The 23,643-nt window shown below is 46.5% G+C and carries 19 protein-coding genes; 6 read left to right on the top strand and 13 right to left on the bottom strand.

All coding sequences use genetic code 11. The annotated features are described in order from the left end of the window. Positions 1-4 precede the first annotated feature (4 nt). The 3 genes from aqpZ to CEQ32_RS09400 all read right to left on the bottom strand — a co-directional run bounded on the left by aqpZ (position 5) and on the right by CEQ32_RS09400 (position 3,635). Positions 5-700 carry an aquaporin Z gene (gene aqpZ / locus CEQ32_RS09410; RefSeq protein WP_055646710.1) on the bottom strand — a complete coding sequence of 232 codons (696 nt, stop codon included), beginning with the start codon at positions 698-700 and terminating at the stop codon, positions 5-7. Between the two features lie 407 nt (positions 701-1,107). Next, the gene (locus tag CEQ32_RS09405) at positions 1,108-2,217 is read right to left on the bottom strand and encodes an anhydro-N-acetylmuramic acid kinase (protein WP_055646709.1); all 1,110 of its coding nucleotides are present in this window, start codon (positions 2,215-2,217) and stop codon (positions 1,108-1,110) included. Positions 2,218-2,237: 20 nt separating this feature from the next. After that, positions 2,238-3,635 (bottom strand): peptidoglycan DD-metalloendopeptidase family protein, encoded by a 1,398-nt coding sequence (locus tag CEQ32_RS09400; RefSeq protein WP_055646708.1) that lies wholly within the window; start codon positions 3,633-3,635, stop codon positions 2,238-2,240. 126 nt (positions 3,636-3,761) lie between these two features. Between CEQ32_RS09400 and tyrS the strand changes: the two genes are divergently transcribed. Further along, on the top strand, positions 3,762-4,958 hold the full coding sequence (gene tyrS / locus CEQ32_RS09395; protein WP_088585912.1) for a tyrosine--tRNA ligase: 1,197 nt from the start codon (positions 3,762-3,764) through the stop codon (positions 4,956-4,958). Between the two features lie 165 nt (positions 4,959-5,123). Here tyrS and CEQ32_RS09390 read toward each other — a convergent pair whose 3' ends face one another. The 8 genes from CEQ32_RS09390 to gltB form a co-directional block, all read right to left on the bottom strand. Next, positions 5,124-5,552: a hypothetical protein gene (locus tag CEQ32_RS09390; RefSeq protein WP_088585911.1), complete on the bottom strand. Its 429-nt coding sequence runs from the start codon at positions 5,550-5,552 to the stop codon at positions 5,124-5,126. Positions 5,553-5,675: 123 nt separating this feature from the next. Then, positions 5,676-6,167, bottom strand: coding sequence for a nuclear transport factor 2 family protein (locus CEQ32_RS09385; RefSeq protein WP_037415527.1), 492 nt, complete (start codon positions 6,165-6,167; stop codon positions 5,676-5,678). Between the two features lies 1 nt (position 6,168). Continuing rightward, positions 6,169-6,795: a trimeric intracellular cation channel family protein gene (locus CEQ32_RS09380; protein WP_037427599.1), complete on the bottom strand. Its 627-nt coding sequence runs from the start codon at positions 6,793-6,795 to the stop codon at positions 6,169-6,171. Then, positions 6,792-7,169 (bottom strand): DUF2721 domain-containing protein, encoded by a 378-nt coding sequence (locus CEQ32_RS09375; protein WP_088586971.1) that lies wholly within the window; start codon positions 7,167-7,169, stop codon positions 6,792-6,794. Before CEQ32_RS09375 ends, CEQ32_RS09380 begins: the two co-directional genes overlap by 4 nt. A gap of 55 nt (positions 7,170-7,224) precedes the next feature. Further along, positions 7,225-8,214, bottom strand: coding sequence for a cobalamin biosynthesis protein (locus CEQ32_RS09370; protein ID WP_088585910.1), 990 nt, complete (start codon positions 8,212-8,214; stop codon positions 7,225-7,227). Between the two features lie 31 nt (positions 8,215-8,245). After that, the gene (locus CEQ32_RS09365) at positions 8,246-8,956 is read right to left on the bottom strand and encodes a 5'-methylthioadenosine/adenosylhomocysteine nucleosidase (protein ID WP_055646706.1); all 711 of its coding nucleotides are present in this window, start codon (positions 8,954-8,956) and stop codon (positions 8,246-8,248) included. Between the two features lie 247 nt (positions 8,957-9,203). Next, positions 9,204-10,610, bottom strand: a complete 1,407-nt coding sequence (locus CEQ32_RS09355) for an FAD-dependent oxidoreductase (RefSeq protein ID WP_088585908.1) — start codon at positions 10,608-10,610, stop codon at positions 9,204-9,206. Between the two features lie 6 nt (positions 10,611-10,616). Then, a complete protein-coding gene (gene gltB / locus CEQ32_RS09350) occupies positions 10,617-15,065 on the bottom strand; it encodes a glutamate synthase large subunit (protein ID WP_088585907.1) in 4,449 nt (1,482 codons plus the stop codon). Positions 15,066-15,651: 586 nt separating this feature from the next. On the opposite strand from gltB, the gene CEQ32_RS09340 reads away from it, so the two are divergent. From CEQ32_RS09340 to oxyR, 3 genes are all read left to right on the top strand, one after another. Continuing rightward, positions 15,652-16,581, top strand: a complete 930-nt coding sequence (locus CEQ32_RS09340; protein WP_069455411.1) for a TIGR01212 family radical SAM protein — start codon at positions 15,652-15,654, stop codon at positions 16,579-16,581. A gap of 185 nt (positions 16,582-16,766) precedes the next feature. Then, positions 16,767-17,132 carry an Hpt domain-containing protein gene (locus tag CEQ32_RS09335; RefSeq protein ID WP_037415552.1) on the top strand — a complete coding sequence of 122 codons (366 nt, stop codon included), beginning with the start codon at positions 16,767-16,769 and terminating at the stop codon, positions 17,130-17,132. Between the two features lie 229 nt (positions 17,133-17,361). Further along, positions 17,362-18,273 carry a hydrogen peroxide-inducible genes transcriptional activator OxyR gene (gene oxyR / locus CEQ32_RS09330; RefSeq protein ID WP_050991326.1) on the top strand — a complete coding sequence of 304 codons (912 nt, stop codon included), beginning with the start codon at positions 17,362-17,364 and terminating at the stop codon, positions 18,271-18,273. Positions 18,274-18,302: 29 nt separating this feature from the next. On the opposite strand, the gene CEQ32_RS09325 is transcribed toward oxyR, so the two are convergent. Together CEQ32_RS09325 and mutH are read right to left on the bottom strand one after the other, a co-directional pair. Beyond that, a complete protein-coding gene (locus CEQ32_RS09325; RefSeq protein WP_211164521.1) occupies positions 18,303-19,310 on the bottom strand; it encodes an adenylate/guanylate cyclase domain-containing protein in 1,008 nt (335 codons plus the stop codon). Positions 19,311-19,493: 183 nt separating this feature from the next. Continuing rightward, on the bottom strand, positions 19,494-20,165 hold the full coding sequence (gene mutH, locus CEQ32_RS09320) for a DNA mismatch repair endonuclease MutH (protein WP_037427588.1): 672 nt from the start codon (positions 20,163-20,165) through the stop codon (positions 19,494-19,496). A 690-nt stretch (positions 20,166-20,855) separates the two neighbouring features. On the opposite strand from mutH, the gene rppH reads away from it, so the two are divergent. Further along, entirely contained in the window at positions 20,856-21,380 is a 525-nt protein-coding gene (gene rppH, locus CEQ32_RS09315; protein ID WP_037415562.1) for an RNA pyrophosphohydrolase, read from the top strand. 23 nt (positions 21,381-21,403) lie between these two features. Continuing rightward, positions 21,404-23,638 (top strand): phosphoenolpyruvate--protein phosphotransferase, encoded by a 2,235-nt coding sequence (gene ptsP / locus CEQ32_RS09310; RefSeq protein ID WP_055646703.1) that lies wholly within the window; start codon positions 21,404-21,406, stop codon positions 23,636-23,638. The last annotated feature ends 5 nt before the right edge of the window (positions 23,639-23,643 follow it).

Here is a 23,643-nt window from a genome sequence, read left to right as displayed (position 1 = left end):
GGGATTACTTGGCAGCGTTGAAATAACGGTAGATAACGCCCGCTAAAATGGCACCAATGATCGGAGCTGCCCAAAATAGCCATAATTGTGATGCGGCCCAATCACCAACAAATAGCGCTGGGCCAGTGCTGCGGGCAGGGTTTACTGAGGTGTTAGATACAGGAATACTGATGAGGTGGATTAGGGTTAAGCATAAACCAATAGCGATCGGGGCAAAGCCTTTAGGCGCTCGTTCATCGGTTGAGCCTAAAATGACGAGTAGAAAAAATAAGGTCATTACAATTTCGCAGATCATTACCGATATCATGCTATAGCCGCCTGGAGAATGTTCACCAAAGCCATTAGAAGCAAAACCTGCCGCGAGACTAAAACCTTCTTGCCCAGAGGCGATTGCGTACAACACGCCAGCACCGACAATACCGCCCGCAACTTGGGCAATGATATAAGGCAACAGTTCTGATGCAGGAAAACGTCCGCCAGCCCAGAGTCCAAATGATACCGCCGGGTTGAGGTGGCAACCTGAGATATGACCAATCGCGAAGGCCATAGTGAGAACGGTTAAGCCAAAGGCGAGTGACACTCCGAGTAAGCCTATCCCCACCTCAGGAAAAGCTGCGGCCAGTACTGCGCTGCCACAGCCGCCGAGCACCAGCCACAAAGTGCCCAAAAATTCTGCCGCCATTTTTTGTGACATATTCATTGATTGATTTCCTATTCAGTCGATTTATGTCGGTATGGCTTTTTGACGCCATTGCATAAACCATTGTTTATCTTGCTGGTTAAGTGTAGCTAGATAAATAACCATTCCCTTAATTGAAGTGTTATGTCTGCAGATTGTTCGGATCTCTATAGACCATCACAACCTGAGCTTTGCGTATTTACGGCTTAGTTAACAACCACTTTAGCAAGTTTGTATGACACAACTGTGATCAAGCATAGATGGGTTTTAAGTATTTAGATTAATATCAAAGACAAAGATAACTTTAATGTGAGGGGATATTGGTTGTTGGCAGTGTTTTTGAATTGGCTTTATTAAAAGTGATTTAGTCGATAGAAGAAGAGAATCATCAGGACACAAATACTCGAGAGCATTTGTGTCCATTAATGTTACTTAGCGCTAAAACGTCCACCCAAAACGGCTTCGCGGGAGGCGCCAGTGACGGCGGGCAGGTTGGCGGGCAAACCTAAATGGTGACGCATAGCAAGCCACGCAAAGGCGATGCCTTCGGCCCATTTAGGATCGACTCCGAGTGCTGAGGTGGTATCGATATGATAATTCGGCAGTAACTCTGCTAAACGCTGCATTAGCTCGCCATTGAAAGCGCCACCACCACAGACAAATAATTCCCCTGTTTGGGCGAGTTTAAGGATGTCGCGGGCAATACTGTGACAGGTTAAATCGAGCAGTGTCGATTGAATATCTTCTTCATCTAATTGATTAAACGCCGATAATTGCTGCTCTAACCAGGCCTGATTAAATAGTTCTCGCCCAGTACTCTTTGGATAAGCAAGGGAGAAATAAGGGTGCGACAACAATTGCGCGAGTAGCTGTTGATCGGTTTTACCCGATGCTGCCCAAGTACCATTTTTGTCATAGGGTTCATTCTTTACTTGCTGAATCCAGGCATCAATTAAGGTGTTGCCCGGCCCAGTATCAAAGCCTAAGACTTCATCGCTATTACCCGGCAGATAGGTGATATTGGCAATACCACCAATATTGAGGATGATGCGTTTTTTTCCGACTTGGGCAAAGGTTTGCTGGTGAAATGCGGGCACTAATGGCGCGCCTTGGCCGCCTAAGGCGATGTCTTTGCGGCGAAAATCGGCAATCACATCTATGCCCGTTTCGGTTGCTATGGTGTTGGGATCGCCAATCTGCAGGGTAAAGCCTACCTCAAGGTTTGGCATATGGCGCACAGTTTGGCCATGGCTACCAATGGCTATGATGTCTTCTTTTGCTATCAGGGCTTTGGCGAGCAAGTTATTGACTGCAAGAGCAAATAATTTGCCAACACTGCGGTCTAGGCGGCCAAGGCGGTTAATTTCATCATTGCCTGGCAGACACAGGCGTTGTAATCCTTTGAGCAAATGGCTCGGGATCGCCTCGGTATGCGTTGCAATCAGCTGCGGCTGTTCGCCCGCAAAGTCGACTAGCACAGCATCGACACCATCCATACTGGTGCCTGACATCAGTCCAATATAATAAGCCTTGTTCATTTGATGGAATCCATCCGTCGTTATTGCATCGCCAATTGGGTTTGCTTGTTCTGTGAAATGCTTGCCATCAACTGTTTGCTGATAGTATCGAATTGAGATTTTTCTTTACGGGCGATTGATTCGGCTTTGGGCAAATCCACTGTTCTTGGATTGCGGTGCACCCCATTGACGATAAATTCATAGTGTAGGTGAGCACCCGTGACGCGTCCTGTTTTGCCTAATGTGCCAATAATTTGCCCCTGCTTAACGCTAGCCCCTTTGCTGACATTACGCTTGGTCAAATGTAAATACTTGGTCGTGTAGGTATCGTTGTGCTTAATGAACACATAGTTACCATTAAATTGATTGTAGCCGGATTCGATAACTCGTCCATTGCCTGCCGCTTTAATGGGGGTGCCAATTGCGGCAACATAGTCAACACCACGATGAGCTTTAACTTGTCCTGTCACTGGATGCAGGCGTTTAGGATTAAAGTTTGAACTGACATATTTAAAGTCAACCGGTGAGCGTAAGAATGCCTTACGCATACTTGTGCCATTTTCGGAATAGTAGTTACCGTCGGTGTAGCGCACTGCAGTGTAGCGCTCATCTTGGTTAATAAACTCCGCAGCTAAGATATTGCCATTACGTAAAAACTCGCCTTCGGCATACTCTTGCTCATAGATAATGGCGAAGCTATCGCCCTCGCGTAAATCTAAGGCAAAGTCGATATCCCAACCAAATACGGTTGAGAGTTGCATAATTTGGTTAGCATTTAAGCCCGCATCTACGGCAGCGTTCCAGAAGTTACTCTTAATTTTCGCGCTGGTGAATTGAGTGCGAATTTCAATGTCTTTTTCGGTGATTTTTTCAAAATACCTGTCGTGATCTTTAGTGATCACTAAGGTTGATATCGCATCAACACGGTAGCGCACTTCGGTTAAATCACCATTGACGTCCTTAGAGATCACAATTTCTTCGCCGGGAATGATTTTTAATAGATTCTGCTTGGCGAGCGGTAACTGAGTGATTTCATATACATCTTTGCTGGTGAGTCCTGCTCGCTCAAAAACGGCGGCTAAAGTATCGCCATTCTTAACATTAAAATGCTCAACATCCCTATGGTGGGCGCTCTCTAGGGTTTCGGGGGCTGAATGATTACCCGCAGCTAACGCGTCTACTGAAGACAAGGCTGTGGCTTGATTTGCCTCATCCTGTGTTTGTCCTTCAATGCCTTCTGGACGCTCTGGTGAGCGAAAGGCTAAGGGCACATCGTAACGGGTGTTGACTTGATGATCTGCAATACCTTGAGTTTGTCTTGAAGCTTGGGCTTCTTCAGATGGAAAGAGCAAGGTTATCATTGTGATAACAGAAAGAATGCTGAGGAGAATTTGATGCTTTTTAGGCAACAATTTAAATAACGTTATAACCTTTCCCATTGACGCCGATACCGATAACCTAAGGCTTGAATAATCCCGTTAGTGTACACACTTTCAATTGTGGTGGCTAACAAGTAACATAAGTCTCCTCATTTTATGACTATGGCCTTAGGAGTCCCCGCCGAGATGGCTGATTTAGACCAAGTATTAGCAGAAATTAGACGTGGTACCGACGAGATCCTACTCGAATCGGATCTGCTGGAAAAACTCAAAGAAGGACGTCCACTTCGTATCAAGTTAGGCGCAGATCCTACCGCACCGGACATCCATCTTGGACACACAGTAATTTTAAATAAGTTAAGATTATTCCAAGAGTTAGGTCATGAGGTCATTTTCTTAATTGGTGACTTTACCGGTATGGTGGGTGATCCAAGTGGTAAAAACAGCACTCGTCCACCACTGACTCGTGAGCAAGTGTTAGCCAATGCCGAGACCTATAAAGAGCAGGTCTATAAAATCCTTGATCCTGCAAAAACGCGTATCGAGTTCAACTCGAGCTGGTTAGAGCCATTAGGCGCGGCTGGGATGATTCGTTTAGCCTCGCAGCAAACTGTTGCTCGTATGATGGAACGTGATGACTTTAAGAAGCGTTATGCATCGGGTCAATCAATCGCTATCCACGAATTTATGTATCCGCTACTGCAAGGATATGACTCTGTAGCGCTCAAGGCCGACGTTGAATTAGGGGGGACTGACCAGAAGTTCAACCTATTAATGGGTCGTGAGTTACAGAAAGCCGAAGGCCAAAAACCACAAGCTGTGATTATGATGCCACTGCTTGAAGGTTTAGATGGCGTGAAGAAAATGTCTAAATCGGCGCACAACTACATTGGTGTGAGTGAGCCCGCCAATGAAATGTTCGGCAAGATCATGTCGATTTCTGACGAATTAATGTGGCGTTACTTTGAGCTGCTGTCATTCCGTCCTTTGACCGAGATTGAACAGTTCAAACAAGATATCGCCAACGGTGCTAACCCTCGTGATACCAAGATTGCACTCGCGAAGGAAATCATTGCGCGCTTCCACGACGAAGCCGCCGCTGAAAGTGCCCATCAAGCCTTTATCGACCGTTTTCAAAAGGGTGCTATCCCTGATGATATCCCAGAGGTTGAATTAGCGGCGGGTGAAGGCTTAGCGATTGCTAACTTACTTAAAGATGCCGACTTAGTGGGTTCGACTTCCGATGCGATGCGTATGATCAAGCAAGGCGCGGTGAAGATGGATGGTGAGAAGGTTGACGATAGCCGTATGACCTTAAGCGCTGGCACGGTTGCCGTATTCCAAGTCGGTAAGCGTAAGTTTGCTAAAGTGACTTTGGTTTAACCAATCTGAGTTTAGCTTGAATCGAATATCACGACTCGAGTACAGTGAATAAGTGCTTATTACGGTTAATAAGTACTTACCAAGTAAGAAGAAAGAGCGCCTAACTAAGGGCGCTCTTTTTATATCTGCATTTTATCTGGTGCTGGCTACATGTGAGATGCAGGCTTAAGGTGCCGTACTGGCCTCATGTTCACCAATATTACATCTGTCGGTGCCAAAATGCTGGCCATCACGACACTTCCAAGCTAGTTGAGCTGAATCGACCTGCCAGCGTTGGGCATCTTTTTTGAGTGATAAAATCAACAGCATTTGTGGATGTTGTTTAGATATTTCACTCACTTGATAGGTCAATATTCCATACTTTTTCGGCTGGGTCCGAACTAGGGTGAACTTTTGCCCCGCGTATTGGTTACTTATGGTTTTGGGATCTTCACTCCAAGCTTGATGTTGTGCTTGGGCAACACGCAGTTGTTGATTGAAATGGCTTACAGGTTGCACCGCATAGGAAACAATAATCGGCTGCTGCGCTTGTGCGTTGGGCACGAGTATCAAAGCATTTAGGGCGAGCAGGGCAATCAGTCCAAAAAACTTCATACAAACCTCATTGAAACTAAACGAACGAATTAGGCATTCAGCGCCATGGTTCGGTCGCATGACTCATTGTAGATTTCGACTCATTTTTAGGGCTCAAGTTTCAATCAAAGCGAAATTTTGTGATTATTGCATCGCTAATTGGTCTGACATGGTCTGATAGTCAATCAGATCCACATGCTCTGCGACTCTATGGTTGCGCATATCAAGTTTAAGGCTAGTCACGCCAGGGATAGCGACATCAATGATTTTGCCGGGCTTACCAAATTGCTCCCCTGGCCCCTTAAAGTGATAGTTACCAATCATCACCACTAATGAGCCCGCGTTATACATATGCTCGATATTAAAATCATATTCGAGCACTCCCTCATGGGCGCGCTCGAAAAAGTCGATAATAAAACGACCACCCGTGTATTTACGATTGGCAGTTTTATCGAAGAAAATACTATCGCGGTTATAGAATTTGCCGAGTGTTTTATAGTCGTGTTCAGTGAGCGCGTTCATATATTTGATGGCTAACTGTTGTTCCGCAGGCATTTCCCCTGAGTTTGCATGTACAGACACAGGAAACAGCGCCGGAATAAACATAAGGCAGACTAAAAGACACAATATTCGCAAACTATTCCCTCTTGGTTTTGAGATCAAAGGCGGGTAACGACAAATGCCATTTGATGGCGCATAGGCGGATCATTAATGCACTGGTCATGGCTAAAAACAGTGCCGTTTTTTCGCCCATACCCAAGGCTAAGCTTACGGTATAACCAATACCGCCGATAATAGAGGCCGTGGCATAGATTTCTGTGCGCAATACCATAGGGATTTGTCGGCACAGTAAGTCTCGAATAATGCCTCCTCCTACGCCCGTGATCAAGCCCATCACGACGGCAATCATGCCACTTAGCCCCATATTGAGGGCTTTTTCTGCACCAATCACAGTGAACAGGGCTAAACCTAAGGCATCAGCTACGGGGAGCGTATACTCCGGCATCTTGCGTGGTCGGCGTACTAACAGCAAACAAGCTAGGACAGTGGCGAGTATGACTATGATGTAGTTCGGGTCGCGGATCCAAAACACGGGTGTGGCGCCAATCAGCGCATCACGGATACTGCCACCACCTACAGCTGTGACCGATGCGAGCACTATCACCCCAAAGGGGTCCATGCGATGACGTCCTGCTGCTAAGGCGCCGGAAAGGGCAAATACTGCTGTGCCACATAAATCGAAGAAGTAAATCCAATGGTTCATTTACTCATCTCTTTTATATGGATATTCAGCGCATCCACAGAAATACGAATTTCAATGACAGATAAAATCAGTGAATAAAGTAAGAGTAACAAGCTGGCACCAAAGATGATGGAGCCAGTCTTGTTAAAACCGATATAAATAAAAATCATACAGAGCACACACAGGGCAAAACTCGATACACCAGCTTCCTGCATGCGGCGAATAATCCTGATCCGCTGACTTAAGTTTTTAATCTGATCCTGATGCACGGGTTTGTCGCCGTTACTCAACTGACGGATCAATGCTGCCAGTGCAAAGAATCGGTTGGTGTAAGCTAGTAATAGCAAGGAAATTGCCGGAAATAACAACGCAGGAGTTGTTAATGTGACATGCATGTTTTCGAACAAGATAGTCAGCCTTTAACCTAATGTTAAGATGAGAGGCATCATATCACAGGGTTTGTAGCCAGCGTAAACCCGCCCAAAGGAAGGGAAGAAGCGTGATAAAACTAAACCAAATTGCGCAGGCGCGTGAGGTGAGTTTTACTGCTGGGGTAATACTCTCATGGTGCGGCTGTGGGCCATAGACTATCTTCGCTACATCAATGCGTTGCCCCGAAAACTTCTGCGGTCCGCCTAATTCAATCCGTAAAATATTCGCCACTAAGGACACACTCATCACATAACCCCGTAGGGCGGGATGATTTTTAGAGGTGCGAAACAGTAATGCCAAGGCTTTAGGGCCCCCCTGAATCGCAATAGATAGGCTCCATAACCAGGCAGGAATAGTTAGTAATACAGTTGAGATAATATTCACAGTGCTGCAAAAATGCTGATATTTAGGTTGTATAGGTGGCCAGCTGAGCTCGAGTTGTTTAATCATTCTGACCGCCAGCACCATAGGCGCGCCCGCGATCGCAAAGAAGAAGATAGTCGAAGCCGTGCCGTAAATCGGCGCTGTAGCCAGTTTTTCTATCGTCGCTTTGGTTAAGCCTACTTCCGACAGATTATCCGTATCACGGATAACCCACGGCTGTAATAACTTTTTTGCGCTGGCATTATCCTCGCGGTTTAATGCTTTAGCGATTTCGTCGGCCACTTGGCTAAAGCCCGCATCACTCAAACACAGATACAGCACTAAAAACTCAAAAAACCATGGGAAGGCTGCGAGCTCGAGCAAAAAAGTAATAATCGCCCAGAAGGGGAATACCAGTAACAACATGGCTAAAAAGCCAGCGGTTGCCTGTTGGCTGGGCGCGCGCCCGGGGCGATTGACTTTGGCTGCGAGTTGTTTGGCTAAGTGACTAAACCAAATCAGTGGCTGCATTTCTCTGGGTAATGGCGCTAAACGCGCCAGTAATAAAGCTAAGAAAAGTACCAAGAAGCATTCAAAAAAAGCGCCATCAATTTCGACAAGTTGTTGATAAAAAGAGCTTTTCATCAGGTACTTTCCACAAATATGCTTTTGTTTATTACTGTACTGAGTTTGTATCTAATTGCTCAAGTAGCAACATCACCATCAGCGCTGAATGGTAGCCCGCTTTCACAATATAGGAATCAAAATCGACGGGCGAGTCGTTGTTGGCGTTGTCAGAGAGCGAGCGAATCACCACAAATGGCACGCCAAATTGGTGGCACACTTGAGCAATTGCCGCGCCTTCCATCTCACAGGCCGCCATGGTTGGGAAGTGCTCCAACATGGTCTTGGTACGTACTGGATCGCAAATAAAGCTATCGCCAGTACAGATTAAGCCTTCAATCGCTTTCACTTCGCCTAATTGTGCGATGGCCTTATTGGCGGCTTCGACTAAGTATGGCGCCGGAATAAATGCCGCAGGTTGCTGCGCCATTTGGCCAATTTCGTAACCAAATGCGGTGACATCCACATCGTGGTGGCGCACTTCGGATGAAATCACGATATCGCCAATCGACAGTGAATCGACAAAACCACCCGCAGAACCTGTGTTGATTACCGCATCGGGGGCGTATTTATCAATCAGCAGCGTGGTGGCAATACTAGCGGCGACTTTACCAATACCAGAGCGCGTCACTACAACGTCTTTGCCCGCTAAGGTGCCAGCGATAAATTCAATACCCGCAATCGTTTGCGAAGAGGCGTTTGTCATAGCCGCAATAAGATGGGCAACTTCTGGCTCCATTGCGCCAATAATACCAATTTTCATGGGAGACCCTTTTGATTCAACTGAATGTGTGATGCCACTAAAAGAGTGGGATAACAGAATGGCGGCTAATATACCACAGTTATGCTTTGACGTTATTGTGGGATTGCGATTGCTTGATTGGGATAATGTTAAACGGCGAATGGGTAAAAAAATGCGCACCCTAAGGTGCGCCAAAATTCACAAGCAAATGGTGGACTCGTGGGTACGAGTCCGAGACTCACAGGTACAGCGGTACAACAAAAAACAATTAATCTAAGTAGTTAAGAATACCTTGCGCGGCATCACGTCCTTCGGCAATTGCGGTCACAACCAGATCCGAGCCACGGACCATATCGCCGCCAGCAAATACCTTTGGATTGGTGGTTTGGAATGGGTTATCAGCCTGTTTACTGGCTTTTACTCGGCCCCATTGGTCGAGTTCTATGCCGTAATCGGCAAACCAAGGCGCAGGGCTAGGTTGGAAACCGAAGGCGATAATCACCGCATCGGCGTCGAGTAACTGCTCGCTGCCTTCAATTGCTTCAGCACGTTGACGGCCACTCGCATCGGCTTTACCCATTTGGGTTTCAACGCATTCCACACCCACCACTTTACCGTCCTGGGTTTTAATCGCCACGGGTTGACGATTAAACAGGAAGTTCACTCCCTCTTCACGGGCGTTTTGCACTTCGCGGCGTGAACCTGGCATGTTGGCTTCATCACGGCGATAGGCACAAATCACACTGCTGGCACCTTGGCGCACGGCGGTGCGAACACAGTCCATGGCGGTATCACCACCACCTAAGACCACCACGCGCTTACCGGCAAGGTTAAGGTAAGGCGTATCAGGGCTTGTGCTGCCCATCAGGTGATGGGTATTGCCAATCAAGTAGGGTAGGGCTTGGTACACGCCTTGGGCATCTTCGCCCTCAAGGCCCGCTTTCATGGCGGTGTAGGTTCCCATACCGAGGAAGACAGCATCGTATTCCTCAAGCAGTTGGTTAAAGGCGACATCTTTGCCCACAGTTACGCCCAGTTTGAACTCGATACCCATGCCTTCTAACACAGTGCGGCGAGTTGCCATCACGGCTTTATCCAGCTTAAAGGCGGGAATACCGTAGGTCAGCAGGCCACCAATCTGGGGATATTTATCAAACACCACAGCCTTAACCCCATTACGGGCAAGAATATCGGCGCAGCCTAAGCCAGCTGGACCTGCGCCCACAATCGCCACTTTTTCTTTACGGGGCGTGACCTTGCTCATATCCGGACGCCAGCCTTGGGCGATGGCGGTATCGGTAATGTATTTCTCCACATTACCAATAGTCACGGCGCCAAAGTCGGCGTTTAGGGTACAAGCCCCTTCACAGAGTCTGTCCTGTGGACAGACGCGGCCGCAGATCTCGGGCAGGGTATTGGTCTCATGGACTAAGTCCGCCGCCTCCATGATTCGGCCCTGTTGCGCCAGTTTCAGCCAGTTGGGAATATAGTTGTGCAGCGGGCATTTCCACTCACAATAAGGGTTACCACAATCGAGACAACGGTCCGCTTGTTCACTCACCTGTGCTTGTGCAAAGGGCTGATAAATCTCAATAAACTGAGTCGAACGCTTTGCCGCAGGGTGTTTAGTTGGATCTTTACGACCCACTTCAATAAATTGAAAATCGTTACTCATCTGCTATTACCCCGCTTTTACTGCCAGTTCCGGGCTCGATTGCTCTAATTTGAGCAGATCTGCAACGGCGATATTTTTCGGTTTCACTAATACAAAGCAATCTAACCAGTTGGCAAAGTCGCTTAAGATCATCTTCGCGTGCTCACTGCCAGTCTCGGCCACATGCTCCTCAATCAAGCCTTTTAAATGTTGCTGATGAATAGGCGATTCGAGCTTTTGGGTGTCTACCAGTTCGCTATTGACGCGGCGATTAAAGCGGCCAAATTGGTCGAAAACATAGGCAAAGCCGCCCGTCATCCCCGCGCCGAAGTTGACCCCGGTTTTACCTAGCACGACCACAATACCGCTGGTCATGTATTCGCAGCCGTTATCGCCTAAGCCTTCAACTACGGCGATGGCGCCCGAGTTACGTACCGCAAAGCGTTCACCCGCTTGGCCCGCGGCGAAGAAGCGTCCGCCAGTCGCACCATACAGACAAGTGTTACCGACAATCGCGCTGCGCTCGCTCTGGAATGGGCTACCCAGCGGTGGATAAATCACAATCTTGCCGCCCGACATGCCTTTACCAACGTAGTCGTTGGCATCACCGCAGAGCTTGAGTTCAAGGCCTGGGCTGTTCCATACCCCAAAGCTTTGGCCGGCACTGCCGTTAAAGCTGAGTTTTATCGGTGCCTTAGTGCCTTTAACACCAAGGGTGGTCGCGATATAGCCCGATAGGCGTGCGCCCACTGAGCGGTCAGTGTTGTTGATACTGTAAGCTGCATCGAAACACTCGCCCTTATCGACTGCACTCTGGCACTCGTTGAGCAAATGTTGGTTGAGTAAGCCTAAATCTGCTGGTGGATTGGTTTCCTGCCAGGTGCGCGAGGTGCTGGCCCTGACCTTCGGCTGATACAGGATCGGCGCTAAATCGAGTCCGCGTTGCTTATCGGTTTGGCCTTCTAAGGTATGTAGCCACTCACTGCGGCCGACTAAGTCTTCGAACTTGCTGACCCCTAGGGTTGCCATCCATTCGCGCACTTCCTCGGCGACAAACTCAAAGTAAGTCATCACTCGCTCTGGTAAGCCGTGGTAGTGGTTATCGCGAAGTTTCTTGTCCTGAGTTGCGACACCGGTAGCGCAGTTGTTCAGGTGGCAAATACGCAGGTACTTACAACCTAAGGCAATCATGGGCACAGTCCCGAAGCCAAAGCTCTCGGCGCCGAGTAAGGCTGCTTTGATGACGTCGGTTCCGGTTTTTAGGCCGCCATCGACCTGCAAGCGGATCTTATGGCGTAGGCCATTTTCCACCAGAGATTGATGCACTTCGGCAAGGCCAAGTTCCCATGGGCTGCCGGCGTATTTCACCGAGGTGATAGGGCTCGCGCCCGTGCCACCATCGTAGCCAGAAATAGTGATCATATCGGCGTAGGCTTTTGCCACTCCAGTGGCGATCGTGCCGACACCTGGCTCAGACACTAACTTCACGGAGATCAGTGCCTTGGTATTGATTTGTTTTAAATCGAAAATCAGCTGGGCTAAGTCTTCGATAGAATAAATATCATGGTGTGGCGGTGGTGAAATTAAGGTTACACCGGGGCGCGCGTGGCGCAGCCCTGCAATTTCTACACTCACCTTATGGCCTGGCAGTTGTCCGCCTTCACCGGGTTTTGCACCCTGGGCAACTTTAATCTGCAACACATCGGCATTGACTAGGTAATGGGCGGTTACGCCAAAACGTGCCGAGGCAATTTGTTTAATCGCCGAGTTACGTTCGGTGTTAAAGCGGCGAGCATCCTCACCACCTTCACCCGAGTTAGAGCGGCCACCTAAACGGTTCATGGCAATGGCTAATGCTTCATGGGCCTCGGGGCTTAAGGCACCGATACTCATGGCCGCACTGTCAAAACGTGGGAACAAGTTACTAGCAGCCTCGACCTTATCCAGTTCAATTGCAGCTTGGTCAGCCTTAATGCCAATCAAATCCCTTAGGGTGGCAACTGGTCGGTTATCGACTAATTCGGCAAACTTCTTATAGGTCGCAAAATTTTTGTCGATTAAGGATGCCTGCAATGTGTTGACCACATCAGGGTTGAAGCAGTGGTACTCACCGCCATCCACGTATTTGAGTAAACCACCCTGTGGCAGTGGCACATGGGCGCGGTAAGCGGCTTTATGCAGCAGCGCTTGATCGTTGGCGATATCCTCAAAGCTTGCACCTTCTATACGGCTCACCACACCTTTAAAGCACAGTTCAATCACATCACTGGCGATACCAATGGCTTCAAACTGCTGGCTACAACGGTAGGAGCCGACGGTGCTGATCCCCATCTTAGACATGATCTTACGTAGACCCTTCTCGATGCCGTAACGGAAGTTGAGCATCAAGGCTGTGGTATCGGTTAAATCATGGCGTTTAGCCAGATCTGAGATTGATTCATACACTAAATAGGGATAAATCGCCGTGGCGCCAAAGCCGAGTAGCACTGCAAAGTGGTGCGGATCTCTAGCTGATGCAGTCTCAACGATGATGTTGGTATCGCAGCGCAGGCTCTTACTCACCAGCATTTGTTGCACCGCGCCCACCGCCATGGCTGCTGGAATCACCTGCGCCGATTTATCAATTGCGCGGTCGGATAAAATCAGCAGCGTAGTGCCACTGCGGGCTAAACGCTCGGCTTCCGAGGTGATGCGGCGGATAGCGTGTTCTAAGCCTTCCTTCGGATCGTAGTTTAAATCGACGATATTAGCGCGATAGTAAGTGCTATCTAATCCGAGTAATTGATTGAAATCACTGAATAATAAGATTGGTGAGTTGAACATCACTCGATAGGCATGGCCAGTAGTTTCGTTGAAGAGGTTTTGTTCGCGGCCAATGCAGGTCGCCAGAGACATCACGTGCTTTTCACGCAATGGATCGATAGGCGGGTTAGTGACTTGAGCGAATTTTTGCCTGAAATAGTCATAGAGCGAGCGTGACTTTTTCGACAATACGGCCATTGGCGTATCATCGCCCATGGAGCCAGTCGCTTCTTCGCCTTGTTTTGCCAGTACCCAAATCACTTGTTCAAGCTCTTCGCGGGTGTAACCAAATTGCTTTTGGTATTGCAGTAGTTGCTCAGGACTTAATTCACTGGCGCCATGTTGCTCTGTCGTTAGCTGCTCGGCAGGAATTAAAGTACGACTGTTTTTCGCCATCCATTCTTTGTAGGGGTGGCGACGCTTAAGATCGTTATCGATTTCGAATGACTGATATAACCGGCCATTTAATGTATCTAACACTAACAGCTCGCCTGGGCCGACACGGCCTTTTTCAATCACTTCATCGGCGGCGTAGTCCCAAATGCCGACTTCTGAGGCAAGGGTTAAGATACGATCTTTGGTGATCACATAACGAGATGGGCGCAGACCGTTACGATCGACCGCGCAAGCGGCGTGGCGACCGTTGGTCATTACGATACCTGCAGGACCATCCCATGGCTCCATATGCATGGAGTTAAAGTCATAGAAGGCTTTTAGCTCGTCATCCATCTCAGGGTTACTTTGCCATGCTGGCGGGATCAGCAAACGCATGGCGCGGTATAAGTCCATCCCGCCAGAGAGCAGCATCTCGAGCATATTGTCGAGGGAGGAGGAGTCAGAACCCGTTTCATTCACAAAGGGTGCCGCCTGCTGTAAGTCAGGCAGCAGCGGCGAATTAAATTTATAGGCACGGGCACGGGCCCATTGGCGGTTACCGGTAATCGTATTGATCTCGCCGTTATGGGCAAGATACCTGAAGGGTTGAGCGAGTGGCCATTTAGGTGACGTATTGGTTGAAAAGCGTTGATGGAATAAACAAATAGAGCTCTTCAAACGGATGTCGGCAAGGTCGGGATAGAATGCGGGCAGGTCGGCTGGCATCATCAAGCCTTTGTAGACGATGACTTGACCTGAAAGACTTGCGACATAAAAGTCTTTATCGTCAGTAATTTGTTGCTCTAAACGGCGGCGAGCCATGTAGAGACGTCGCTCAAGGTCTTTCTCACGCCAACCAATGGGGGCGTTAATCAGCACTTGATAGATTTGCGGTAGGCTCGATTTACCAATCTCACCCAATACCTCAGGATTGATAGGGACTTTACGCCAACCAGCGATACTTAATGTTTCACGCTCCAGTTCGCGTTCGAGGATGAATTTAGCTTGGTCGGCTAATTCCTCATCTTGGCTTAAAAACAACATGCCTACAGCGAATTTGCGGCTCAAGTGCCAGTCATTTTCTGCGGCTACGGCCTCAAAGAATTGCAATGGTAGCTGCATCAATAAACCACAGCCGTCCCCAGTTCGACCATCAGAGGCGATACCGCCACGGTGTTTCATGCGATCAAGGCCATGGATAGCTGTGCGCACGATACGATGACTGGCTTCGCCATCCATTTGTGCAATCAAGCCAAACCCACAATTGTCCCGCTCAAAACTGGGATGATATAAGCTCATACAAAAACCTCCCTTGACCTCAACGAAATTACTACTCGGGAGAAATGTAAAGACTTTCTATAGATATGCACCCGAACCACCCAAATTATCCTGAGATTAACTAAAGGTCAAACCAAAATTTTGCATAAAATATGGGTATTAATTCATGTTTCATACACAAAACACAATTGCTTGACGTTAACGTTAACTGATTAAAGTGTCGTATAACATTATGAATAAAAAGAATTTTAAAAAATGAAAAACTTGTAAGTTACCAAAATGTAACATTGGCGCGGATTGTTTTTGATTTAGAAATAGTGATTTTTATTGCAAATACAGTGTTTGTATAAAAATATGAAATAAGTGAATTGTTATTCTTTTTGGTTGTGAGTGCTATCACAGAATGTAAAGGCCCTGTGAGGGGCGGCTCAGGTTTTTAGCTTGGATATGGTGAATATTATGAGAGTTTGATTTACCGCCAAGAAAAGTGTGGTCGCTTTGTTTATCATGAGTTTTTTCGTCTATCTACACATCATTATTTCTTCTTTCTTGTGATTTTATCTTGGTTATTTTTAATGAAACGACATGAAATATGGCAGGTGAGCTAATGGGGCTCGATGCATACGTAAACACATTTGGTGCTGTTTGTAAGGCTAAATACGGTGAGCGATTACGCAAGCTCACCATAGATGCCAAATTCACTTGTCCTAACCGTGATGGCACGCTTGGACGTGGTGGTTGTACCTTTTGCAACGTGGCGTCCTTTAGTTATCAGCAAACGGAAACGCTCAGCATCAGTGAGCAGCTAGAACAAGGGAAAGCCCGTTATAAAGAGGCGAAACCCAAGCTGAATGCGGATAAGTTTATCGCTTATTTTCAGGCTTATACGAGCACTTATGATGAGTATCAAGTGTTGATGGCTAAATACGATGAGGCGGTCAAAGACAGTGAGATTGTGGGCCTGTGTGTTGGCACTCGTCCTGACTGTGTGCCAGATAATGTGTTAGATTTACTAGCAAGTTACCAGCAAAAAGGCGTTGATGTGTGGTTGGAGCTTGGGCTACAAACCGCCAACGACAAGACGCTACACAAGATTAATCGTGGCCATGATTTTGCCTGTTATTGCGATACCGTTTTGCGGGCGAGAAGCCGCGGTTTAAAGGTGTGTACTCACCTTATCTTAGGTTTACCCGGTGAAACTCGTCTCGATTACATGGCGACCCTTCAGGCCGTGCTGACGCAGGGCGTAGATGGTTTAAAGCTTCATCCATTACATGTGGTTGAGGGTAGTACTATGGCAAAAGCTTGGCGCGCAGGGCGCTTACCTTTGCTCAGTATTGAGGAGTATGCGGCTTGTGTCGGCGAACTGGTTCGGCATACACCGAAAGAGGTGATATTTCATCGGGTGACCGCCTATGCGAAAAAACCGATACTGCTGGCACCCGATTGGTGTGGTTATCGTTGGAATGGCTTAGTGGCGATTGTTGAGGATCTTGCGAGTAAGGGTGGACAAGGGGCGGCATTAGCGCGACCATAATGTCCATATTTGCTGAATGGATTCATTTGGTAATTTTTTATCGCTAATAGTATTTGATATAGTTGATTTTTTGTTAATAAAAACATCTTTTGACCACAAATGCTGCTATAAGTTGCGCTGACAATTTTAGTGGGTATCATGTCATAAATTTGTTTTAAGCATTGGACTACTTAAGGGAGGCCTAGATGGCCACAGTTGAATTAGAGACAATTCTAGATCTCAATACGTTAGAACAGTATTGCAGCGCGATTGGTGCCGGTACTTTGCTAAAGAGCGTGGTGTTATTTGAGCAATTAATGCCTGAATATGTTGGGAATCTAGTAAAGGCTAACGAAGCTGCTGACAAGGACACTTTATGTTCTGAGGCCCACAAATTTAAAGGTGCAGCGGGTTCAGTTGGTTTAAAACGTATTCAGCAAATTGCCCAATTACTGCAGCATGGCGAAGAAGCGCGTTGGGAAGTTGAACATGCAACTTGGGTCGCGCAAATTGTTGAATTTGCGAGTGCCGATCTGCAGCAATTAAAGCAATTCTTACAGGCTAAAGCCTAGTTTGGTTTGCGAGGTGCGGCGTAAAGGTTGCACCTCGATAACTTCTTCCTTCTCGTTTTATCCCCTCTTTTGCTTTTCCCTCCTTTATTCTGAGTCGCCTCAAGCGTTTTACCTTGATTGAAAATCGATTTTGCTCACACTATTGAGTAATTTAGCCGCGTTTTAGTTGATAACTTATGGTAGAGTTGATTAAATTTATTAATTCATAACCGTAGTGGCAATCGATAAAATGAAAAATTTACCTAGCCTTAAGAATCTATATTACTTGGTGAATCTTCATCAAGAGCAGAATTTTAATCGCGCCGCTAAGGTGTGTTTTGTCAGCCAATCGACTCTGTCAAGCGGCATTCAGAATCTTGAAGAACAGCTTGGCCACCAGTTAATTGAACGGGATCACAAGTCTTTTATGTTCACCGCTATTGGTGAGGAAGTGGTGCAACGTTCTCGCAAAATCCTCACGGATGTAGATGATTTAGTTGAATTGGTTAAAAACCAAGGTGAGCCTATGACGGGGGATATCCGCTTAGGTTGTATTCCTACCATTGCTCCATTTTTACTCAGCCGCGTTGTCAAACAGTGCCAACACGCTTATCCCGCGATGAGCCTATTACTCAAAGAGGATACAACAGAGCGCTTACTCGATGCGTTGGGTAAAGGGGAGTTAGATATACTCATTCTTGCTCTACCCGTTGATACCAGTGGCTACCACAGCATGAAGGTAGGTATTGATCCCTTTAAGATGGTTATCCACAAAGATTTAGTGGGGGGAATTCATCAGCCGATCGATTATCAGACATTACCTGATGAGAGTATTTTTCTGTTGCAGAGCGAGCATTGTATTACTGGCCATGCCATTACTGCTTGTCAGTTGGGCGACAGTGCTAAAGTCAATCCTTTTGCTGCCACGAGTCTGCATACCTTAGTACAAATGGTAAATAGCAAACTGGGCACAACGTTCTTACCGCAAATGGCGATTGATGCAGGGATCTTGAATGATACCGATCTGGTGGTCATGACTCCGCCAGGTGAAGCGCCATATCGCGATATCGGTTTAGTATGGCGACAAACAACCAGCCGAATTTTAACTTTCCGTACGCTAGGTTTATTGATCCAAAAATTGTTAGCTAACGAAACCGCATAATCACTGAGTATTTTTGCTTTTGGTGAGTTTTATAAAGGGGAAACACCAAACACTTCAATCGAGTGTTGTTTCCCTTTTAATTTAATCGGGCCCAGATTAGTCAAACGATACTCACTGTTAGGATTATCGAGTCGTCCCGCTAAGGCGCCAGAGATCAACATACGCTGTCCTAAGGGATTACATTGATCCTGCAGTCTCGCTAACGTATTTAGTACATCACTAAAGAAGCTAATTTCTTGTTTTTGAACACCAACAACTGCAGCAACGACTTGCCCACAGTGAGCCGCCGCTTTAAATTTAGGCACAAAACCATAGTGTTCTTCAAAGTAACGTCTCTGCCAATTTAATTGCTGGCTAAATTCAAAATAGATATTCATGCAGCGGTCGTGCACAACACCTTCCTCTAAGGGCCAATGGATTAATACGGCATCACCCATATAGCGGTAGATTTCAGCTTCGTTATTACTCACAGTATCTGAAAGTAAGCTAAAACTATCTTGGATTAGGCGACTAAAGCGATAATCGCCAAGGGATTCAGCGTGAGTTGTTGAGGCGACCATATCTAAGTAAAGAAATAAACGCTGTTCGTATCTTGGCTTATGGTATTTACCTAAACCAATATTGAGTAAAATACGTGGCCCAACTAAAAGCCCCATCTGCTCAACAAAGGCTAAGCTCACTCGTACAACGACTAAATAAACAATTAAGGCTTGGAATGAGGGACTATAGAGAATATGCGCCGTAAGCATTTGTCTAAGGGTCGACATGTGATTTTCAATGGCCCACATATTTAGAAATTGGGTCATATAAGCTAAGGTTGTTGCACCCAATAACAGGAACAATCCTTTAAAAATGACTGAGAAGATATAAGGTAGGCGATTGATAGCGCTAAAATCAGCTATCAGATTGGACATCCAGTGTAAGCTGCCAAAAATAATCCCCATATAGACGGCGAGTGTCGCGAGATCAGCCGAACCTACAGCCCATTGCGGCAGTTCTGGTGATTGGGCATATCGAAAAAACACGAATGCAGCCATGGCTATCGCCCAAGCTAATATCGCAAAAAGAAGTTTTTTCGCTTGTCTACGAGTTCTCACAACGGGTTTTGTATCCGAATACGGCCATATATTTCAGGATGCCGTAGTTTATAGAAAATCATCACTAGAGTGCCAGTGATATTTGTGATCTGGATCAATACAACGCTATATAGCTACAAAAATTTAACCAAACACTTTATTTAATATCATTGCTGTAAAGGCGGTCTTGAGATAAAAACCGCGAGGATTGGTCATTTTGAGGCTGCCATCCTCGGCAATACTTTGAGTCAATGCCTTACTATTAGCGGCTTTAGGGCGTAATTGGAGAACTTCACCGTGCCTAGCGGTGAGATTTTCGACTTTACCAAGAGCAATCAGCTCCATGATTTCTTCCCAATCCTGTTGCAGTAATGCTTGCTCTTGTGGATCGGGCTGCCACAGTATTGGTGTGCCAACTCTGCGTTCACCCACAGGGATATGTCGCTCCCCCTCTACTGGTACCCACAGTACTCGTTGTAACTTGTGACACACTAAGCTGTCTTGCCAAGTTAATCCTTCGATATTGGTCAGCGGTGCAACACACACATAGGTGGTTTCTAGTGGTTTGCCCTGATGATCAATGGGGATAGTTTTTAGCTCTACTCCGAGGTGAAGAAAATCTTGTTCGGGTTTCGAACCTGCTATCGCACCTAATTCCATTTCAATGAGTTGTCCCACCCAACCTTTATCGCGTTTCAGATTGACGGGGACATGAATACCGCGATGGGCAGCAATTTGCGCCAAAGATACGCCGGCCATCATATTAGCGCGTTCGAGCAATTCGCTCAGATTTTGAGGGGGAATAATAGGTTTCATAGGCGAATTTTACTGGAAAATAACTGCTTAGCAACCAAGGTCAAAAAATGAACATTAAAATAAGAATAAACGCATTGCTAACTTTTTGTATTTAACAATATGATTTTTATTGTTTTTATCTGATTTTAGGCAAGTGTCAGTTAAAGTGTTCAAAGTTACTCTCGGCTTTCCCTTGCGTTTCTCACATATTTATCCACAGATATTATGGATAACTCACAATGCGTGTGCCTTTAACTGAATAAAATCTTTGAGTCAATGGTAGTAAGTGGCATTTTTAAATAGGGATGTGGGTAATTTTGGGTGTGCTCTGTGTATAACATTTAAGGATTACTCTAATTAAATAATAGGATTTATTTTAGGTTAAAAAGTGAGCGTTTGTGTATTTGGATAGATATCTTGTAAATTATTAAGGTTTATCCTGATGATTTATAGGTTATTTTTTTAATGTGGTATGCGTTGTGATGTATATTCTATTTGTTGTTTTTTGAACGATATACCTAGTTTACCCTAGTTTCAAACAGAGATATCCACAGAAAATGTGGATATCCCCTTAAATTAATTCGATGAGTTGTTGATAAAGTAGTAAGTTGAAACTATTTATCCAAAGATAAGCTGAAAATAGAGGTTTGCTGAGAGACGGGCTTTGTGAAACAATCGCTTTATTAAAATTTATCCTTATTTGGAGTCCATGTGATTGATAGCGACGGCTTTCGCGCAAATGTGGGCATAATAATTTGTAACAGATATGGCCAAGTCATGTGGGCCAGACGGTTTGGACAACACTCATGGCAGTTTCCTCAGGGCGGTGTAGATGATGGTGAATCGGCCGAAGAGGCTATGTACCGTGAATTGTATGAGGAAGTTGGCTTAAAACCCGAGCATGTCACTATATTAACCTCGACGCGCTCTTGGCTAAGATACCGTTTACCTAAACGCTTAGTGAGACAGGACAGTAAGCCTGTGTGTATTGGCCAAAAGCAAAAGTGGTTTCTGTTACAACTAAAAAGCCAAGATAGTGCGATTAATTTAAGTTCTTCAGGCCACCCTGAGTTTGACGATTGGCGCTGGGTAAGTTATTGGTATCCGGTGCGGCAGGTTGTCTCATTTAAGCGTGATGTTTATCGTAAGGTCATGAAAGAATTTGCGGTAACGGCATTGTCATTCCAAACCCAGGAAATACCGAGGAAGCGGGTAAGACAAAAGACAACGGGCTGATTTTCAAAAGAGGATTGAAAACAGTGTTAAATACGCTCAGGGATATTACCCAAGCTGTGGCTTCTGCCCACAGCTTAGAAACCGCATTAGAAGTCCTAGTTTCATCGACCAAGGCTGCGATGGAAACCCAATGTTGCTCGGTCTATATCCTAGAGCAGCAAGAACTCGTTTTATCCGCAACCGATGGTCTCGAAAAGAGTGCTGTCGGTCGAGTGCGCATGCCTTTAACTCAGGGCTTGGTGGGCTTAGCTGCCGAGCGTGAGGAGGCGGTGAATTTAGCCGATGCACGTTTACATCCGCGCTTTAAGCTCTTTCCCGAGGTTGCAGAAGAAGAATACCGTGCCTTTTTAGCTGTCCCTATTATTTATCAAAAAGCGGTTGTGGGTGTGATTGTGGTGCAGCAAGCTAGTGCACGGCAATTTAGTGAAGGCGAAGAAGCCTTTTTAATGACCTTGGCTGCACAGCTTGCGATGGCGATCCGAGGATTAAAACAAAAGGCGCAGGTCAGTTCACTCCATCAACAGATTTTATTCCAAGGGACATCCGCATCCAGTGGGATCGCTATTGCACACGCGTTAGTGCTCGGTGGGGAGATTTCCCTCGAACAGCCCGATGTGCGCTGCGAGGACATTGTCCTTGAATCCAGCCGTTTAGTCGCGGCAATGGGGCGTTGTAAAGAGGCGATTGGTGCGCTATCTCAGCGTTTCGACCGAGAACAGGATGAGGAGGTCGCCTCAATATTCAATGCCTTACAGTTACTACTTGATGATGCCAGCCTCGGTGGTGAATATACCCGTGAAGTACAGCAGGGCTGGGAGGCTGAATCGGCGGTGAGCCGGGTTTCGTTGCGTTATATTCAGCAGTTTTTGGCGATGGAAGATCCTTATCTCAAGGAGCGGGCCAGTGATATCCGCGATTTGGGGCAAAAGGTGCTAAGGCAATTGATTGAGCCTGAGCGATTAGAGCATGAACCTGATAAACCTGTAATTTTAGTGACGAAAGAAGCCGATGCTACAATGTTGGCTGAATTTCCTCGGCAAAAATTAGCCGGGATTGTGACCGAGCTCGGTGGCGTTAACTCCCATGCGGCGATTTTAGCGCGTGCGCTTGGTGTACCTGCGATTACAGGCGTTGAACAGTTGCTTTCCGCTGATATTGATCAAAAGCTGTTAGTCGTCAATGCCAGCCGTGGGCAGCTTATGGTGTCGCCATCGCCTGCTATTGTTAGCGAATATCGCAGCCTTATCTCAGCGCAAAAAGCGTTGCAGCGCCAATACGCACAGGAGTTAGCGCTGCCTTCTGTGATGCTTGATGGCACGCGAATTAGACTCTATCTCAATGCGGGATTACTCAGTGGTGTCGCCTCGGAAATTGCCGAAGGGGCAGATGGTATTGGGTTATATCGCACTGAAATCCCCTTTATGTTGCAGCAGCGTTTTCCGAGTGAATCCGAGCAGGTAAAGGTTTATCAACAGGTACTCTCAGCGGCTTCGGGTCGCCCTGTCGTGATGAGAACCTTAGACGTTGGCGGCGATAAGCCTTTGCCGTATTTCCCGATTAAAGAAGACAATCCTTTCCTCGGTTGGCGTGGTATTCGACTATCACTGGATCACCCTGAGCTGTTTCTTGTGCAGTTAAGGGCCATGTTACAGGCTGGCGCAGAAGGCAAGCAGTTAAGCATTTTGTTACCCATGGTCAGTAATTTAGATGAAATCGATCAAGCGTTAGCCTACCTAGAGCAGGCTTATGTTGAACTCAAAAATGATGTCAACAGCAATATCGAAATGCCGCGTATTGGCATAATGCTCGAAGTGCCTGCAATGCTATATCAGTTAGATGAAGTGGCAAAGAGAGTGGATTTTGTGTCAGTTGGGAGTAACGATTTAACCCAATATTTACTCGCAGTCGATCGCAATAACCCGAGGGTCAGTTCATTATTTGACAGTTATCATCCGGGGATTTTGCGGGCCTTACATCAGGCAAGAATAGATTGTGAATATCATCATCTTGATATCAGTATCTGTGGTGAGTTGGCTGGCGAGCCCATGGGCGCGATCTTGCTTGTGGCGATGGGATACAACCAATTGAGTATGAACCAAGGCAGTTTAGCGCGAATTAACTATCTGCTGCGCCGAGTCTCTGGTGATGATTTAGCACAGTTACTCGCGCAGGCGTTAAGTCTATCTAACGGTTTCCAAGTGCGTGAGCTGGTTAAAGAATATTTTACTCAGCAAGGATTAGCCACAATTCTTAATTAACTAAT

Origin of the sequence: Shewanella sp. FDAARGOS_354 (assembly GCF_002209245.2) — a bacterium.
GTDB classification, from domain to species: Bacteria; Pseudomonadota; Gammaproteobacteria; order Enterobacterales; family Shewanellaceae; genus Shewanella; species Shewanella xiamenensis.
Note: the sequence above shows the minus strand (reverse complement) of the source record. Positions and strands in the feature narration are given on the sequence as shown.

Bases quoted from the DNA above. Each gene is read 5' to 3' on its own strand.
- aqpZ (WP_055646710.1), bottom strand. From the start codon at position 700: ATGAATATGTCACAAAAAATGGCGGCAGAATTTTTGGGCACTTTGTGG.
- CEQ32_RS09405 (WP_055646709.1), bottom strand. From the start codon at position 2,217: ATGAACAAGGCTTATTATATTGGACTGATGTCAGGCACCAGTATGGAT.
- CEQ32_RS09400 (WP_055646708.1), bottom strand. From the start codon at position 3,635: ATGGGAAAGGTTATAACGTTATTTAAATTGTTGCCTAAAAAGCATCAA.
- tyrS (WP_088585912.1), top strand. From the start codon at position 3,762: ATGGCTGATTTAGACCAAGTATTAGCAGAAATTAGACGTGGTACCGAC.
- CEQ32_RS09390 (WP_088585911.1), bottom strand. From the start codon at position 5,552: ATGAAGTTTTTTGGACTGATTGCCCTGCTCGCCCTAAATGCTTTGATA.
- CEQ32_RS09380 (WP_037427599.1), bottom strand. From the start codon at position 6,795: ATGAACCATTGGATTTACTTCTTCGATTTATGTGGCACAGCAGTATTT.
- CEQ32_RS09375 (WP_088586971.1), bottom strand. From the start codon at position 7,169: ATGCATGTCACATTAACAACTCCTGCGTTGTTATTTCCGGCAATTTCC.
- CEQ32_RS09370 (WP_088585910.1), bottom strand. From the start codon at position 8,214: ATGAAAAGCTCTTTTTATCAACAACTTGTCGAAATTGATGGCGCTTTT.
- CEQ32_RS09365 (WP_055646706.1), bottom strand. From the start codon at position 8,956: ATGAAAATTGGTATTATTGGCGCAATGGAGCCAGAAGTTGCCCATCTT.
- CEQ32_RS09355 (WP_088585908.1), bottom strand. From the start codon at position 10,610: ATGAGTAACGATTTTCAATTTATTGAAGTGGGTCGTAAAGATCCAACT.
- gltB (WP_088585907.1), bottom strand. From the start codon at position 15,065: ATGAGCTTATATCATCCCAGTTTTGAGCGGGACAATTGTGGGTTTGGC.
- CEQ32_RS09340 (WP_069455411.1), top strand. From the start codon at position 15,652: ATGGGGCTCGATGCATACGTAAACACATTTGGTGCTGTTTGTAAGGCT.
- CEQ32_RS09335 (WP_037415552.1), top strand. From the start codon at position 16,767: ATGGCCACAGTTGAATTAGAGACAATTCTAGATCTCAATACGTTAGAA.
- oxyR (WP_050991326.1), top strand. From the start codon at position 17,362: ATGAAAAATTTACCTAGCCTTAAGAATCTATATTACTTGGTGAATCTT.
- CEQ32_RS09325 (WP_211164521.1), bottom strand. From the start codon at position 19,310: ATGGCTGCATTCGTGTTTTTTCGATATGCCCAATCACCAGAACTGCCG.
- mutH (WP_037427588.1), bottom strand. From the start codon at position 20,165: ATGAAACCTATTATTCCCCCTCAAAATCTGAGCGAATTGCTCGAACGC.